This is a genomic window from Streptomyces sp. NPDC004667 (assembly GCF_040609475.1).
Taxonomy (GTDB): domain Bacteria; phylum Actinomycetota; class Actinomycetes; order Streptomycetales; family Streptomycetaceae; genus Streptomyces.
On record NZ_JBEXKC010000026.1, the window covers coordinates 82053 to 97638 of the forward strand.

Here is a 15586-nt window from a genome sequence, read left to right on the forward strand (position 1 = left end):
CGCTTTAGTTCAAAGGCCCCGAGCGAACACATCACTTCGGCAACGGACATGATTGTGCGTCAACGTTTGACTCCTTATCGACGGTTGTCCCCGGCCGGTACTAATGCGCTTTATCCCCGGGCTCGCGAAACCCCTTTACCCGCGGGTACGGCCCGTCCGCCCGGCGCCCCGCAGGAAATGCCTTGTGCGGACCCCGCCCACCGCCTAGGTTCGTGGCCTGATCACGGCGTGTAGCTCAGCAGCAGAGCACCGGGCTTGCTTCCCGGAGGGCGCAGGGGCGGAACCTGCCACGCCGGCCATGAACGCACACGCTGACCAGCAGCTCCCGCCCCCGTCCCCGTCCGTCTCCGCTTCCCCGTCCTACGCGGCGGACCGGCTCGCCAGGGCCCTGCGGACCTCGCTCACCCACGAGGACGCGGCCACCCGCGAGCGGGCCGGGGCCCGTGCCCGCCAGTGGCGGGACGTCCTGTCCGGCATGGCAGGGGGCACCCTGTCCATCGGATCGCGGACCCCCGTCGCCACGCTGCCCGCCTGGGTCACCCCGGAAGTGGTCACCGGAGGCTTCGCGACCGGCTCGGCCGCTGCGGGCGGGCCGCTGCTGCCCCACGAGGAGGAGACCGCCCGGCGGGCCGGCGTACCGGCGACCCGGTCAGCCCTCTTCGCCCACCACCTCACCGAGGACGGCCTGCGCGAGCTGTGGTCCCTGCTCGACAGCGGCCGCTTCGAGGTGCACGCGCCCGAGGAGGCGGCACTGGCGACGGTGGCGTGGCTGGTGCGCGCCGGCCGGTTCGACTCCGCCGCCGAACTCGTGGCGGAGATAGGCCCGTTCGCCGATCGGCTGCGGTTCGCCCCGCGACCCGCCGACCGGCCGGCGCCGGGCGTCGACTGCCTGCACCGCCGCACCGCGGGCGAGGCCGCCGCCGCGCTGGCCCGCCGGCGGCCCCACCCGGGGGTGGAGGCGCAGCGCGAGGCCCTGTCCGTGTGGCGGCCGTTCGAGGACGAACTGCTCGCGCACCGGCTGGCGGTGGCCGGGCCGGACGCGCCTCCCCCGGGGTGGCGCGCCGAGGGGGCCGCGCTGCTGGCCCGGTACGCCACCCTCGCCGCCGCGCACACCCGCTGCACCAAGCACCTGAATCCGAAGTCGAACGCGGCGATCCTGCGCCGCGCCCTGGCCGAGGAGCTCGCGGGCCGCGCCCTCGCGCCCCGACTGGCCGGGCTGCTGCGGGTCGCCGTCACCTCGATGGTCGCCAAGCGCGGCGTACCCGGCTCCCCCGGGCACACCCGGCTGCGCCGGGCCCGGGCCGAGCACGCGGCGCTGCCCCCGCACCACGCGCTGGCCGCGCTGGTGCTGCGGCGGATCGCCCCGCTCGACGAGGACCGCGGCATCCCGGACGTGGAGGCGGCGGTGGCTCCCGTGAGCGGGCGCGAAGCGCGTGAGACCGGGCTGCCCGAGGGCGCGGTGGTGCCGCCGGCCGTCGCCGCCACCGTCCGCGGCGCGCTGAGCGCCCCGCTGGAGGTGCTCGTGGAGCGCGGGGTGGTGCCGTCCGCCGAGGTGCTGGCCTCGCTGGTGCCGCAGCTCGTCGCCGCGGTCACCGCCGAACGGTACGCCGACGCGCCGCTGCGGACCCTGATGGCGGCCACGTACCGCGCCTTCCGGCGCCGGCGCTCCCTGCTGCTGCTCAATCTGGAACACCAGGTGCGGATCGGGGAACTCCCCTGGGTCCGGGCCGTTTCCGGCCACCTCCGCGACGGGGCGGCCGACGGGGAGCCGGCCCGCGAGGCGCTGCGCCGGCTCGGCGAACTGGCCGTGTGCGCCTTCCCGGCCACCGTGCTGCCCAATCCGCTGGTGCGGGAGCTGGGCGAGCTTTCGCGGCGGGCGGAGCTGGGCGCGCCGTTCGTGGAGGAGCTCGCCGCCGACATCTTCACGGGGACCTTCAGCCCGAAGTTCCTCGTCGCCGCGCGGATCGCCGCCGACCTCCTCGAAGGGAGCCTGTACGCGCGCTACTACGGCATCGACTACGCGGCGGTGCGCCGGATGGCGGTCGCGCAGGCCGCCGAAAGCGCGCTGCGCGGCCACCCGGCCCGCTCCGCGCCGGAGTTCGCCGCGTTGTGCGCGCAGCGGGCGGGTACCGGAACGCCGGGCTGGTCCACGGCGGCGAACGGCACCGTGATCGAGCAGGCCCAGATCCTGACCACGCACAACCTGGCCACCCTGGCCGCGCGGGCCCGGATCGCGCCGCCGCCCGGCTGGTCGCACCTGGCGCGGGACTGCTTCGGGACGGTGTGCCGGCTGCTGGCCCGGGTGGAGGGCGACCCGCGCCCGATGTCCACGATCAAGGACGCGGCGTACGCGTGGCGGCAGATGCTGTTCCACCTCTCGCTGTGCGAAGCGGCGGAGCGGGAGGCGGTCCTGGCCTGGACGGAGGCGGAGACCGCGCGCCGTTCCGGGCACGTACGGACCCTGCTGGCCCCGGCCCTCGCCGGGCTCCGGCTGGTCGCCGACGGCGGTTCCTTCGGCGCGGACGGCACCGCCGACGCCGGCCGGGCCCGCCGGCTGCTGGGGTGGAGCACCGGCCGGCACTGGATGCGGGGCAGCAGGCTGCCGGGGTAGCCGGTTCCCCGCGGGGGCGACGGCCGGGGTCAACTCCCGTCCGGCGGGAGACGCAACCTCCGCGACGCCCGGACGGTCAACCCCGCGTACGCGGGCGTCCACCGTCCGGGTGGTCGACGCGTCCGCCGTCCCGGGGGACGGCCTGCCCGGGCGGGCGGTAACACGCGGAGCGGGCGGCCGGCAGGGGGTTCTCCACGGCCGCCCCGAACGGATCATGGGTTTTGCCTTGATCAACGCAATGTGATGCATTGATCACCCACTGCTTCCGTCTGCCCTGCTGAGGAACCCCATGCGTACGGTCCGCGAGTCGGTCCTGGACGTCCTGCGCACCCGCGGGATGACCACGGTGTTCGGGAACCCGGGCTCCACCGAACTGCCCATGCTCAAGCACTTCCCCGACGACTTCCGCTACGTACTGGGCCTGCAGGAGGCCGTCGTGGTGGGGATGGCCGACGGCTTCGCCCTCGCCTCCGGCACCACCGCCCTGGTCAACCTGCACACCGGCCCGGGGACGGGCAACGCGATGGGCGCGATCCTGAACGCCCGCGCGAACCGGACCCCGATGGTGGTGACCGCCGGCCAGCAGGTGCGCGCGATGCTCACCATGGAGGCCCTGCTGGCCAATCCGCAGTCCACCCTGCTGCCCCAGCCCGCCGTCAAGTGGGCGTACGAGCCGCCGCGCCCGGCGGACGTGGCTCCGGCCCTCGCCCGCGCGGTCCAGATCGCCGAAACCCCGCCGCGGGGGCCGGTGTTCGTCTCGCTGCCGATGGACGACTTCGACGTGGTGATCGACGAGGCCGAGGACCGGGCCGCGCAGCGGACCGCCGCCCGCACCGTCACCCACGCGGCCGTACCGTCCGCCGAGGCGGTACGGGAGCTGGCCGCCCGCCTGGCGGGCGCCCGCAGCGCCGTCCTGGTCGTCGGCAACGACGTGGACGCGGGCGGGGCCTGGGAGGCGGTCGTGGACCTGGCCGACCGCACCGGACTGCCCGTGTGGTCGGCGCCCACCGAGGGCCGGTGCGCGTTCCCCAAGTCCCACCCCCACTACCGGGGGACGCTGCCGCCCGCCATCGCGCCGCTCGCGCGCTGCCTGGAGGGCCACGACCTGGTCCTCGTCATCGGCGCTCCGGTGTTCTGCTACTACCCGTACGTCCCCGGCGCCCACCTGCCCGAGGGCACCGAGCTGGTCCAGCTCACCCGCGACGCCGAGGAGGCGGCCCGCGCCCCCGTCGGTGACGCGCTGGTCGCCGACCTGGCGCTGACCGTACGGGCACTGCTGGCGGAGCTGCCGGAGCGGCGGGCCCCCGAGGCCGCGCCGCGCATCGAGCGGGCCGTCTCCTACGCGGAGACCGACGGGGTGCTGACCCCGCTCGCCGCGATGTCGGCGATCGCCCAGGGTGCCCCCGAAAACACCCTCTGGATCAACGAATCGCCGTCCAACCTGGGCCAGTTCCACGACGCGACCCGGATCAGCACCCCCGGTTCCTTCCTCTTCACCGCGGGCGGCGGCCTGGGCTTCGGTCTCGCCGCGGCCGTCGGAGCGCAGCTCGGCGCCCCCGACCGGCCGGTGGTCTGCGTCATCGGCGACGGCTCGACCCACTACGCCGTCCAGGCTCTGTGGACCGCGGCCGCCTACCGGATCCCGGTGACCTTCGTCGTCCTGAGCAACCAGCGCTACGCCATCCTCCAGTGGTTCGCCCAGGTCGAGCGGGCCCAGGGCGCGCCCGGCCTGGAGATCCCGGGCCTGGACATCACCTCGATCGCCACGGGGTACGGCGTACCGGCCCACCGGGCGACCGGCGCGGGGGAACTCACCAAGCTCGTACGGGAGTCGGCCCTCCAGCAGGACGGCCCGGTGCTCATCGACGTGCCCGTCGCCACCGAACTCCCCTCGATGTAGTCCCGGGCTCCGAGGCCCCCGCAGTCACCAGGCAGTCACCCCGCACCGTCCCGGAAGGCCGGCATGCCCCCCACCACCGACACGCCCCTCCTGCTGTCCGCGCTCCGCTCCGAGCTCCCCGACGAGGCCCTGCTCACCGACCCGGCGGTGCTGGCGGCGCACTCCCGGGACTCCGCACCCTTCTCCGCATGCGGGACCCCGGCCGTCGTGGCCGTCCCCCGGACCGCCGAGCAGGTCGCGCACGTCATGCGCACCTCCTACGCGCTCGGCGTGCCGGTGGTGCCGCAGGGCGCCCGGACCGGGCTCGCGGGCGCCGCCAACGCGGTCGACGGCTGCATCGTGCTGTCCACGGCCGCGCTGGACCGGATCCTGTCCGTCGACCCGGCCAACCGGCTGGTGCGCTGCGAACCGGGGGTGACCACGCGCCGCCTGGCCGACGCCGTCGCCGGGCACGGGCTGACGTACCCGCCGGACCCCGCCTCCTGGGAGCACTGCACCATCGGCGGGAACATCGCCACCGGCGCGGGCGGCATCTGCTGCGTGAAGTACGGGGTCACCGCCGACTACGTCCTCGGCCTGGACCTGGTCCTCCCCGACGGCCGCCGGCTGCGCACGGGCCGGGACACCGTCAAGGGCGTCGCCGGCTACGACCTCACCCGGCTGGTCGTCGGCTCCGAGGGCACCCTGGCCGTGGTCGTCGGGGCCACCCTCGCTCTGCGGCCCGCCCGGCCGCCGGCTCTCTCCCTCCTCGCGCAGTTCCCCTCCCTCAAGGCGGCCGGCGAGGCCGTCGCCGCGATCACCGCCGCCGGGCACACCCCGTCCGCGCTGGAACTCCTCGACCGGGCCACCACGGAGGCCGTCGTGGACCTCGGCCGCCACCGGCTCCTGCGCACCGGGAGCGCCGCCACGCTGATCGTGGAGAGCGACAGCACCGACCCCTCGGCCGACCTGACCGCCATGGAGTCGCTCTGCAAGGAGGCCGGGGCCGATCACATCGCCGCCGCCGCGACCGCCGAGGAGGCCCGGGAGATCATCGAGGCGCGCCGGCTGGTCAGTCCGGCGCTCGCCGCGTACATGGCCTCCCGGGGCGGTGGGCTGACCGCGTTCATCGAGGACGTGGCGGTACCCCGGTCCGCGCTGCCGGAGCTGGTCGGGCAGATCGAGCGGATCGCCTCGCACCACCGGCTGCAGATCTTCACCCTCGGCCACGCGGGGGACGGGAACCTGCACCCCACCGTGGTCTTCGACGAGTCCGACCCGGACGAGTCGGCCCGGGCCCGGTCGGCGTACGACGACATCATGGAGGCCGGTCTGGCCCTGGGGGGCACCACCACCGGGGAACACGGCGTCGGCACCCTGAAGCGGGACTGGCTGGAGCGCGAACTGGGTCCCGTGTCCCTGGAGTTGCAGCGGGGCCTCAAGCGGCTCTTCGACCCGCGGAACCTCCTCAACCCCGGAAAGGTGGTCACCGCATGACCCAGTCCGCCGAGACCGGGACCGGAGCCGCCGGGCGCCGCCCCTCCGGAGCCCCCCGGGGCGCCGGGACCGGGTCCGCCGCGCGTCCGGCGCCCGCCCCGCTGCCCCCCGTCCGGGCGGGGCTGGCGGAGACCGTCCGCTTCGTCGCGACGCACACCCTGCCCGTGTTCGTCCGGGGCGTGGCCAACCCCCGGTTCGGGGTGATGTCCCTGTACTCCCGCGTCAACCAGCCCGCCTGGTCCAACGCGACGCTGCGCGCCCTGCGGGCCCGGCACCGCGGGGCGCCCGTCATGGTGCGGGCGCTGTCCGGCGAGATGCTGGTGCTGCTGGACCAGGCCGACGTCCGGCGGTTCTTCGAGGAGCCGGTGTCCACGCTCGCCATGGACGCGAAGGACAAGTACGACAGCCTCTCGGTGTTCGAGCCGACCGGCGTGATCTGCTCGCACGGCCCGGTGCGCGAGGACCGCAGGCGGGTCAACGACCGGGCGCTCGCCGCCGACCGGCCGGTGCACCCCTCCTGCGAGGAGTTCCGTACGGTCGTCGAGGAGGAGTGCCGGCGGCTGACCGAGCGGAGCGTCGTCGGGTTCCCGCTGTTCTGGAAGACCATGACCCGCATCTCCCGGCGGGTGGTCCTCGGCGACCAGGCCGCCGAGGACCAGGAGCTGTCCGACCGGCTCGTGACCCTGCGCGGGCACGCCAACTGGATGGGCCGCAGGCGCCCGGAGGCGGCGAAGGCGCTCTACGCCGAGGTCGAGGACAGGATCGCCCGGTACGCGGCCTCCGCGCCCGCCCACACCCTGGCGGCCCGCGCGCTGGGCGAGCCCTCCCCGGACGGCACGGACCCGCTCGGGCAGACCCACCACTGGCTGCTCGGCGTGGACCTGGCCGCACCGGTGGTGCTGCGCACCCTGTTCCTGCTGGCGCACCACCCCGCGGAGCAGGAGGCGGCGCACGCCGACGCGGTGGCCTCCGCGGAGGGGCTGCCGCGGCTGCGGGCCTGTCTGGAGGAGTCGGTCCGGCTGTACCCGATCGTCCCGGACCTGGTACGGGTCACCCGTACCGAGACCGAGTGGCGCGGGGTGCGCTACCCGGCCGGGACCAACGTCCTCGTCCCGATGGGCTTCCACCAGCGCGACCCCGGACAGGTCGACGGCGGGAACCTCTTCGCACCCGGCCGCTGGCTGGTGCCGGACGTGCACGGGGACACCCGGGTGGCCCCGTTCAGCCACGGCGGGGCCCGCTGTCCGGGCGAGCACGTCGCCCTGCTGCTGACCTCCCTGGTCTGTGCCGAGGTGCTGCGCGGCCACCGCATCACCGCGGCCCGCCCGGCCCTCGACGTGGCCCGCCCGCTGCCGGGGATCCTCGACACGGCCGCCCTCCGCCTGCGCCTCACCCGCCGCTGAACCGACCCGTGAGCCGGGGCCCGGACGCCCGCGGGCGCACCGGGCCCCAGAGAGGGAGTGCCATGCCCCCAGCCGTCCCGTCCGTCACCGAACCGGACGTCGCCTCGCTGCACGCGGTCTGCGCCGAGCTGGCCGAGGCCGCCGACGCCGTGCGGGAGGCCGCCCGGTACGCCTCCCGCGTCGCCCTGGCCCCGCGTCCGGCGCCGGCCACGGCCGGCCCCCGCCCCCGCCGCCGTCGTGGCAACCGGCGGGAGCTGGTGTCCGCGCTGACGGACCCCCGGGGCTTCGGCTGGGCCCCGCACGGCCGTCACCCGCTGGCCGGGGCGCTCTGGCTGGCCGGCGTACTGACCAGCAGGGAAAGCCTGGCGGTGAGCCTGGCCGTCGAGGGGCTCAAGGCCCGGATCCGGGCGGCGTCGGTGCGCCACCCGGAACTGCTGGAGAACCCGACCACCTCCAGGGTGCTGCGCGCCATCGACGAGGACCGCCAGGCCGAGGCGGTCCGGGTGTTCAAGACGCTGCTGACGGAGAAGGGCGCCGAGTACGCACTGGCGCTGCTGGCACCGTCCTTCGCCGACATCATGGCCTGGAACGCGCTGACCGACGAGAACCCCTTCAACGACAACGCGGGCTGGCAGATCGCCACCGGCCGCCCCCTGACCTCGGACTGCTTCCTGGGGATCAGCGCGGCGCTCTGGTCGGTGCTGGACCGGGGCGCGGGACGGGCCGAACCGCACACCGCGTCGGCCGAACTGCTGGCGGACCTCGACACCTCCGGCACCATCGTGGGCTACGTCCGCAACATCGGGCGCATCGGGACCGGCGGCCTGCTACTGGTGCAGCAGGTGGCCGGGCCGGACGGCGTGGGCCGCCACGTCGTGCAACTGGCGGGCATGGGCAAGGCGTTCAACGCGGAGAGCCCACAGGACCTGGTGGGCGCCATCGACGCGGTGGGCAGCCGCGAGACCCCGTACACCCGGGCGGTCGTCAAGGCGCTGCGCCGGCTGGTCCCCTCCGGTACGGAGGTGGCCCTGGTGGGCCACAGCCAGGGCGGGATCACCGCCATGAACCTGGCGTCGAGCCGGGACTTCAACGCCCTGTACACGGTCACGCACGTGATCGCGATCGGTTCGCCCGTCGACCACAAGCGGGCCGCCGATCCGCGGACGCGGGTGGTGTCCCTGGTCAACGAGCACGACATCGTGCCCAGCCTGGAAGGGCGTTCGGCGGTCTCCCCGTACGCGCCGCCCTCCGGGTTCACCGAGTTCACCTGGGCCGACGACACCCACGCCTTCCCGCTGTGCCACGCCGCCGAGCGGTACGCACACAACCTCGAACACGACGTCCCGCACGCGCGGGCGCACGTCGACTCCGAACTCGCCCCGTTCCGCGGCCGGGTCACCGGCACGCACCTGTTCACCCTCCACGACCGCTGAGGACCGCGATGACCGAGACCACCCCCCGGACCACCGAGCAGACAGCTCCCCCCGCGCCCCCGGGGCGGAACGGAAACACGGACGGCGGGCCGCACCCGACGCTCCCGCCCCCGGGGCCGCCCGGGGTTCTGGAACGGCTGGAGTCCGCCGCGTTCTCCCTGGTCAACCGCAGCTACGAGTGGTACGAACTACCGGCGCCGCTGGGCCTGTTGAACCTGGCGGTACTCCGCGAGGACCTGCGCCGGCACAACCTGCACGACACCTTCGGCGCGGGCGGCGAGCGCGACCGGCGCCCCACCGCGCAGCCGGCGCCGTACCGCTCGTACGACGGCTCGGGCTACGACCCGTACGACGTGGACATGGGCCGGGCCGGCACCCGGCTGGACCGCAACGCGCCGCTGCACATGGCCTTCCCCGACGGGGAGGACCTGATGGCGCCGAGCCCCCGCGAGGTCAGCCGGCAGCTGCTGGCCCGGCGCGGCTTCGTGCCGGCGCCGACGCTGAACCTGCTGGCCGCGGCGTGGATCCAGTTCCAGAACCACGGCTGGGCCAACCACGGCGACAACGAGGAGGCGGAGCCGTTCACCGTCCCGCTCGCCGCCGACGACGACTGGGAGGAGCAGGCCGGCGGCTGCCCGATGCGGGTGAACCGCACCCGTCCCGACCCGGTCTCGCACACCACGCCCGGCGCCCCGCCGACGTACGAGAACACGGTCACCCACTGGTGGGACGGTTCGCAGATCTACGGCTCGGACGAGGCCCGCTGCCGTTCGCTGCGCACCGGGGAGCACGGGCACCTGATCCTCCACGACGGCCGGCTGCCCGCCGACCCGCGGCCGGGCCTGGGCTGCCTGGACGCCACGGGCCTGAACAGCGACTACTGGGCCGGGCTCTCGCTGCTGCACACGCTCTTCGCGAAGGAGCACAACTCCATCTGCGACCTGATCCGTTCGCACCACCCCACCTGGGACGACGAGCGGCTCTTCCACACGGCCCGGCTGGTCAACACGGCCCTCATGGCGAAGATCCACACGGTGGAGTGGACCCCGGGGATCCTCGACACCCCGGTACTGCGGCACTCGATGAACGCCAACTGGCACGGCCTGCTGCCGCGTTGGGTGACGCGCCGGTTCGGCCGGATCGGCGGCGAGGCCCTGAGCGGCATCCTCGGTTCGCGGACCGACCACCACGCCGCGCCCTTCTCCATGACGGAGGAGTTCGTCTCGGCGTACCGGCTGCACCCCCTGATCCCCGACGAGATCACCGTCCGCGACCACCGGCGCGGCGAGAAGCGTGATGTCATCGGCTTCGACGACATGCAGGGGGCCACGACCCGGGACTCGGTCGACGCCTACGGGACGAGCGACCTGCTCTACACCTTCGGCGTCACGCACCCCGGCGCCCTGGTCCTGCACAACCACCCGGACGCGCTGCGCAACCTCAGGCGCCTGTCGGGCGAGCACGTCGACCTCGGGACCGTGGACATCCTGCGCGACCGCGAGCGCGGCATCCCCCGCTACAACGCCTACCGGCGGATGCTGCGCAAGCGGCCCGTCACCTCCTTCGAGGAACTCACCGGCGGCCACCCGGGCGACACCCCGCTGCTGCGGGAGCTCTACGACGGCCGGCTCGACCGGGTCGACACCCTCGTCGGGAACCTCGCCGAACCCCGCCCGGCGGGCTTCGGGTTCAGCGACACCCTCTTCCGGATCTTCATCCTGATGGCCAGCCGGCGGCTGAAGAGCGACCGCTTCTTCACCACCGACTACCGGCCGGAGGTGTACACGCCGGAGGGGCTGCGCTGGATCGACCGGAACTCGATGGTCACGGTGCTGCTGCGGCACCACCCCGAACTGGCGCCCGCGCTGGCCGGGGTGACGAACGCCTTCGCGCCCTGGAAGGAGCAGGCGTGAGCGGGCTGCCCGACCCGGCGCAGGGGCTGCGCGCCCACGCCGCCACGCTGCGCGAACGCGCCCGGCGGCTGCGCGGCGCCTGCGAGCGCCTCGACTGGAGGGGCGCGCAGGCGGACGCCTTCCGGGCCCGCGTGGACGAGCTGGCCCTGCGCTGCGACACGGCCGCCGCGGGGCTGGCCCGCTCGGCCTCCCGGCTGGACGGCCGTCCGGGAGGTGGGTGACGCCCCGCCAAGGGGCCTACTTCATGCGGTACTCGGCCTTGTCCGCGAGCTTCCCGTCCTTGAAGCAGAAGCGCAGCACGTCCTTGCCGCTGTCGCCGGTGGAGACGTACCAGGCGCAGGTGCTGCCCGCGGGCTCGGCCGGACCGCCCTCCTTGAGCGCCTCCTTGACGAAGCTCTCACCGGAGGGCAGCTTGCCGCGCACCTGGTCCTCCGGGTCGCCGACCTTGACCTCCGCGAAGACCTTCGGGTCGACCAGGGTCTTGTCGGCCACGTCCATGACCTTGGAGACGCCGAAGAGGAGCGCTGCGGCGAATCCGATCCCCACCACCAGCGCCACACCGCAGCCGATCAGACATCCCTTGCGCTGAGCCATCGCCCGTTTCCTCCGTGCCGTCGCGTTCCGGCGCGTTCCCGCCGTCGTGACGACCTTCGCAGCGGGCGGGACGTGCCCGCTGTCCCCCAAAGTCTTCGGCCGCCGCGACGATCGTCGTTCGAGGTCGGGTACCCCCGTCCGTGTATACAGGGAGGGAAGGACGATCCGGACGAACCGAGAGGAACCCACTGTGAGTGAGACCATCGAGCCCCTGATCGTCGTCGGCGTGGACGGTTCGGCCCACTCGAAGGAGGCCCTGCGCTGGGCGGTGGGCCAGGCGAGGGCGACCGGGAGCCGGGTGCACGCCGTCATGGGCTGGCAGTGGAACACCAACCCGTTCGCGGTGGGCACAGCGGAACAGGCGGAACTGGTGTCCGCCGAGGAGGGGGCGCGGCAGCGGCTGGCGGACACCGTCGCCGAGGCGGTCGGTGCCTCGCCCGGCGTCCCGGTCTTCCGCCGGGTCGAACAGGGCCCGCCGGCCCAGGTCCTGGTGGAGGCCTCCCGGGAGGCGGCGCTGACGGTGGTCGGCACGCGCGGGTACGGCGGGATCAAGGGCGCCCTGCTGGGCTCGGTGAGCCAGCAGGTCGTCCAGTACGCCGCGAGCACGGTGGTCGTCGTCCGCGACGGGCAGGAGGCCCCGTAGGGTCCGGTCGCCTGATCGGTCAGAGGTCGGCGGGGTCGGTGTTGGCACCGCACAGGACGACGGCGACGCGCTCGCCCAGGGGCCGCTCCGCGGTGCGCAGGGCCGCGAGGGCGGTGGCCGCGCCGGCCTCGACCACGATGCGGTGCTCCTCCCACAGGGCCCGGCGGGCGGCGGTGATCGCCTCGTCAGGGACCAGGACCGAGGTGGCGTTCCCGGCGCGGGCGGCGGCCAGGGCGTCGGCGGAGACCCGGGTGGCTCCGAGGGAGTCGGCGGCCACGGAGGCCACGGGGACGTCGACGGGGCGGCCCGCCTCCAGGGCGGCGTTCAGGGCGCGGCAGTGCTCCGGCTCGGCCGCGACCACCCGTACGCCGTGGGCGCGGGCGGCGGTGGCGACGCCCGCGAACAGACCGCCGCCGCCGACCGCGACGACGACGGCGTCCAGGCCGGGCAGGGCGGTCCGGATCTCCTCCAGCAGGGTTCCGGCGCCCGCGGCCACGAGGGGATGGTCATAGGCGTGGCTGCTCAGGGCTCCGCTGTCGGCGGCGAACTCGCGGCAGGCGGCCAGCGCTTCGGCGTAGCGGTCCCCGACGAGCCGTACGTCGGCGCCGTAGCCGCGCAGCCGTTCCACCTTGACGCGCGGGGCGTTGGCGGGGAGGAAGACGGTGGCGGGGACGCCGTGCGCGCGGGCCGCCCAGGCGCAGGCGAGGCCCGCGTTGCCGCCGGAGGCGATGGTGACCCCGGCGGCGGGCAGGGCGCCGGCCTCGCGGTGGGCCGCGAGGAAGTTGTGGGCGCCGCGGGCCTTGAAGGAGCCGGTGTGCTGGAGGTACTCCAGGGCGTACCAGACCCCTTCGGCGGCGGGCACGACGGCGGCGGGTCGGATCGTCCCCGCCACCCGGCGGGCGGCGGCGCGGACGGCGGCGTGGTCGAGCTGCTGTTCCATGGTCGGACTGCCTTTCAGACGACGGGCCGGGCGGCCTCGATGAGCTGGCGCAGGGCGCCGTAGTACACCTCGTGGTCGGTCAGCGGGGGCAGTACGTCGGCCAGCCCGCCGGCCAGCACCGGGAACTCGGCGGGATCCAGCGCGGCGAGCGCGGCGCGCGAGGCGGCGGTGACGGCACCCGGGTCGCGGTGGTCGACGAAGGCGGCGCTGCCCAGGGTGAGCAGGTACATGCGGCGGTAGACGGTCATCGCCTCGGCGGCGCTCATCCCGGCGGCGACGCTGTCGGCGAGGGCGGGTTCGACGAGGCGGGCCAGCAGCTGACGGCCGAGCCAGGGCCGGCCGCCGCGCAGCACGAGGAGTCCGGGGTGGGCGGTGAGCAGCCGGTAGAACGCGCCGAACCGCCGCTCGGTGGCCTCGGCCCAGTCCGTACCCGCGGGGATCTCGGGAAGCTGGGCGGCGAGGTGTTCGGTGCACAGGTCGAGCAGACCGGCGAGGTCGACGCAGCGGCGCTGGACGGTGGCGTGGGAGACGCCGAGCCGGTCGGCGAGGGCGCGGAAGCTGAGGGCCCCGGGGCCTTCCTCGTCGAGGACGCGCAGGGCGGTGAGGGCGATGGCCTCCGGCGTGGCCCGGTCCAGGGCGGTGGATGTCCTCGGCATGAGATACAGCGTATCAGCCGCTGTCACATACGTCGTATCAGCCGGTCGGCGGGCCCCGGCCACACTCCCGACTGCACCCATATTGCTGGTCATTGACGTGGAAACATCGACTTATGTTGACAGCGGGTAGTCGCACCGCTGCACTGGGCGCACGAACGCCCCCGCCGGTACGCCACCACGTCAAGGAGACCCCGTGCCGCCTCGCCTGCGCGCCTCGCTCCCCTGCCTGACCGCGGCCGCCCTGCTCACCCTCGCGCTCTGCCCCGCCCCGGCGGCGGCCGAGCCGACGGCGACCTGGGACACCCCGCTCGCCCTCACCCCGCCCATGGGGTGGAACAACTGGGCGCACTACATGTGCGACGTCGACGAGGCCACCGTGGTCGCCAACGCGGACGCGCTGGTCTCCAGCGGGCTCGCGGCCAAGGGCTACGACACGGTGACCGTCGACGACTGCTGGATGGAGAAGAGCCGCGACGCGCAGGGGAACCTGGTAGTCGACACCGCGAAGTTCCCGCACGGCATGGCCTGGCTCGGCACGTACCTGCACGGCAAGGGGCTGAAGTTCGGCATCTACGAGGACGCCGGATCCCTCACCTGCGAGCGCTACCCCGGCAGCGGCGCCCCCGAGGGCGGCGGCGCGGACCACTACGCCCGCGACGCCCGGCAGTTCGCGTCCTGGAACGTGGACTACGTGAAGATGGACGGCTGCAACCTGTGGGTGCCGCCCGGCAGGACCAAGGAGGAGGCCTACCGCGACGCCTACAACTCCGTGGCCCGGGCGCTGCGCGACAGCGGCCGCCCGATGGTGCTCTCGGCCTCCGCGCCCGCCTACTTCCAGCAGGGCGAATGGGGCGGCTCCGACTGGCACAAGGTGCTCGACTGGGTCGGCGAGACCGGCCAGCTGTGGCGCGAGGGCCGCGACATCAAGGTCTACAAGCCGTCCGCCCCCGACACCTCGCGGTGGAGCTCCGTCCTCGGCAACTACGGCTACAACCGGTGGCTCGGCCGGTACGCGGGCCCCGGCAACTGGAACGACCCCGACTTCCTGATCGCCGGCGCCCCGGGGCTGACCGACGCGGAGAGCCGCAGCCAGGTCGGGCTGTGGGCGATGATGGCGGCCCCCTTCATCCTGTCCTCGGAGGTCTCCGAACTGACCCCGGGCGGCCTGGCGGCCCTCGGCAACACCCGCCTGATCGCCCTCGACCAGGACCCGATGGGCAGGCAGGGCTCGGTCGTCTCCTCCAATGCCACCTTCGACGTACTGGTCCGGCCGCTGGCGGACGGCGACCGCGCGGTGGCCGTGCTCAACCGCTCCGGCGCCACCCGGGACGTCTCGGTACCGCTGGCCGACATCGGGCTGCGGGCCTGCGCGGTGGACGCCGAAGACCTGTGGAGCGGGCGGACCACCGCGGTCTCCGACGCCCTGACCGGGCGGCTCGCCGCACACGACACGGCGGTCTGGCGGCTCACCCCGCGCGGTTGCGCCGAGGCCGTGCCCACCGGTCAGCTCAACGGTCTCGGGGCCGCGTGCGCCGACGGGGCCAACACCAGCGGCGTCGGCGCCGTCGTCCTGGCCGGGTGCACCGCCGGAGGCGACCAGCGCTGGACCCTGGGCGGCGGCGGACGGGTGCGGCTGGACGGGAAGTGCCTGACGGCGGGCGGGGACGCGGCCGTGGAGCTCACCGACTGCGCCCCCGGGCGCCAGGCGGGGCAGAGCTGGCACCACCGGCGCGACGGGGCCCTGGTCGAGGAGACGAGCGGCCTGTGCCTGACCGCCCCGGCCGCACCCGCGACCCCGGGCACCCCGGCCGAGCGGCTGCGGCTGGCCCCCTGCGGTGACCACCGGGCCGACCAGGCCTGGTCGCTGCCGGTCTGACGGGACCCCGATGACGAAGCCGCCGCCCCGCGCCCGGCGCGGTCCACGCCCGGCGCTGCCGGTGCTGGCCCTCGTACTGCTGGCCCTCGCCGGCACGGGAGCCGCACCCGGGGCGGCGGTGTGCGGGGCCACGGTGCCGGA

At 74.8% G+C, this 15586-nt stretch carries 12 protein-coding genes and 1 tRNA gene; 10 read left to right on the forward strand and 3 right to left on the reverse strand.

Annotated features, from left to right (window positions below; all coding sequences use genetic code 11):
• The first annotated feature begins 224 nt into the window (after positions 1 to 224).
• The 8 genes from ABZW32_RS17175 to ABZW32_RS17210 all read left to right on the forward strand — a co-directional run bounded on the left by ABZW32_RS17175 (position 225) and on the right by ABZW32_RS17210 (position 10957).
• A tRNA-Ala gene (locus ABZW32_RS17175) sits at positions 225 to 299 on the forward strand.
• Positions 299 to 2611 (forward strand): hypothetical protein, encoded by a 2313-nt coding sequence (locus ABZW32_RS17180; protein WP_356216538.1) that lies wholly within the window; start codon positions 299 to 301, stop codon positions 2609 to 2611. The genes ABZW32_RS17175 and ABZW32_RS17180 overlap by 1 nt, the downstream gene beginning before the upstream one ends.
• Positions 2612 to 2900: 289 nt before the next feature.
• Positions 2901 to 4511, forward strand: a complete 1611-nt coding sequence (gene mdlC / locus ABZW32_RS17185) for a benzoylformate decarboxylase (RefSeq protein ID WP_356216540.1) — start codon at positions 2901 to 2903, stop codon at positions 4509 to 4511.
• A 63-nt stretch (positions 4512 to 4574) separates the two neighbouring features.
• Complete coding sequence (locus ABZW32_RS17190; RefSeq protein ID WP_356216543.1) at positions 4575 to 5987, forward strand: FAD-linked oxidase C-terminal domain-containing protein; 1413 nt, start codon at positions 4575 to 4577, stop codon at positions 5985 to 5987.
• The gene (locus ABZW32_RS17195; RefSeq protein ID WP_356216546.1) at positions 5984 to 7390 is read left to right on the forward strand and encodes a cytochrome P450; all 1407 of its coding nucleotides are present in this window, start codon (positions 5984 to 5986) and stop codon (positions 7388 to 7390) included. Before ABZW32_RS17190 ends, ABZW32_RS17195 begins: the two co-directional genes overlap by 4 nt.
• Positions 7391 to 7452: 62 nt before the next feature.
• A complete protein-coding gene (locus ABZW32_RS17200) occupies positions 7453 to 8823 on the forward strand; it encodes a hypothetical protein (RefSeq protein WP_356216549.1) in 1371 nt (456 codons plus the stop codon).
• Between the two features lie 8 nt (positions 8824 to 8831).
• Positions 8832 to 10736: a peroxidase family protein gene (locus tag ABZW32_RS17205; RefSeq protein WP_356216551.1), complete on the forward strand. Its 1905-nt coding sequence runs from the start codon at positions 8832 to 8834 to the stop codon at positions 10734 to 10736.
• Positions 10733 to 10957, forward strand: a complete 225-nt coding sequence (locus tag ABZW32_RS17210) for a hypothetical protein (RefSeq protein WP_356216554.1) — start codon at positions 10733 to 10735, stop codon at positions 10955 to 10957. The genes ABZW32_RS17205 and ABZW32_RS17210 overlap by 4 nt, the downstream gene beginning before the upstream one ends.
• A 16-nt stretch (positions 10958 to 10973) precedes the next feature.
• Here ABZW32_RS17210 and ABZW32_RS17215 read toward each other — a convergent pair whose 3' ends face one another.
• Positions 10974 to 11330, reverse strand: coding sequence for a hypothetical protein (locus tag ABZW32_RS17215; RefSeq protein WP_356216556.1), 357 nt, complete (start codon positions 11328 to 11330; stop codon positions 10974 to 10976).
• A gap of 190 nt (positions 11331 to 11520) precedes the next feature.
• Here ABZW32_RS17215 and ABZW32_RS17220 point away from each other — a divergent pair, with 190 nt between their 5' ends.
• Complete coding sequence (locus ABZW32_RS17220) at positions 11521 to 11973, forward strand: universal stress protein (RefSeq protein ID WP_356216558.1); 453 nt, start codon at positions 11521 to 11523, stop codon at positions 11971 to 11973.
• Positions 11974 to 11992: 19 nt separating this feature from the next.
• Here ABZW32_RS17220 and ABZW32_RS17225 read toward each other — a convergent pair whose 3' ends face one another.
• Both ABZW32_RS17225 and ABZW32_RS17230 read right to left on the reverse strand, forming a co-directional pair.
• Positions 11993 to 12913, reverse strand: coding sequence for a serine/threonine dehydratase (locus ABZW32_RS17225; RefSeq protein WP_356216561.1), 921 nt, complete (start codon positions 12911 to 12913; stop codon positions 11993 to 11995).
• 14 nt (positions 12914 to 12927) lie between these two features.
• Positions 12928 to 13569 (reverse strand): TetR/AcrR family transcriptional regulator C-terminal domain-containing protein, encoded by a 642-nt coding sequence (locus ABZW32_RS17230; protein ID WP_356216564.1) that lies wholly within the window; start codon positions 13567 to 13569, stop codon positions 12928 to 12930.
• 193 nt (positions 13570 to 13762) lie between these two features.
• Here ABZW32_RS17230 and ABZW32_RS17235 point away from each other — a divergent pair, with 193 nt between their 5' ends.
• On the forward strand, positions 13763 to 15445 hold the full coding sequence (locus tag ABZW32_RS17235; protein WP_356216567.1) for a ricin-type beta-trefoil lectin domain protein: 1683 nt from the start codon (positions 13763 to 13765) through the stop codon (positions 15443 to 15445).
• Positions 15446 to 15586: the final 141 nt, after the last annotated feature.

Excerpts from the sequence above, each read along its gene's own strand:
- ABZW32_RS17225 (WP_356216561.1), bottom strand. The coding sequence starts at position 12,913 with ATGGAACAGCAGCTCGACCACGCCGCCGTCCGCGCCGCCGCCCGCCGG.
- ABZW32_RS17190 (WP_356216543.1), top strand. The coding sequence starts at position 4,575 with ATGCCCCCCACCACCGACACGCCCCTCCTGCTGTCCGCGCTCCGCTCC.
- ABZW32_RS17200 (WP_356216549.1), top strand. The coding sequence starts at position 7,453 with ATGCCCCCAGCCGTCCCGTCCGTCACCGAACCGGACGTCGCCTCGCTG.
- ABZW32_RS17180 (WP_356216538.1), top strand. The coding sequence starts at position 299 with ATGAACGCACACGCTGACCAGCAGCTCCCGCCCCCGTCCCCGTCCGTC.
- mdlC (WP_356216540.1), top strand. The coding sequence starts at position 2,901 with ATGCGTACGGTCCGCGAGTCGGTCCTGGACGTCCTGCGCACCCGCGGG.
- ABZW32_RS17205 (WP_356216551.1), top strand. The coding sequence starts at position 8,832 with ATGACCGAGACCACCCCCCGGACCACCGAGCAGACAGCTCCCCCCGCG.
- ABZW32_RS17230 (WP_356216564.1), bottom strand. The coding sequence starts at position 13,569 with ATGCCGAGGACATCCACCGCCCTGGACCGGGCCACGCCGGAGGCCATC.
- ABZW32_RS17215 (WP_356216556.1), bottom strand. The coding sequence starts at position 11,330 with ATGGCTCAGCGCAAGGGATGTCTGATCGGCTGCGGTGTGGCGCTGGTG.
- ABZW32_RS17195 (WP_356216546.1), top strand. The coding sequence starts at position 5,984 with ATGACCCAGTCCGCCGAGACCGGGACCGGAGCCGCCGGGCGCCGCCCC.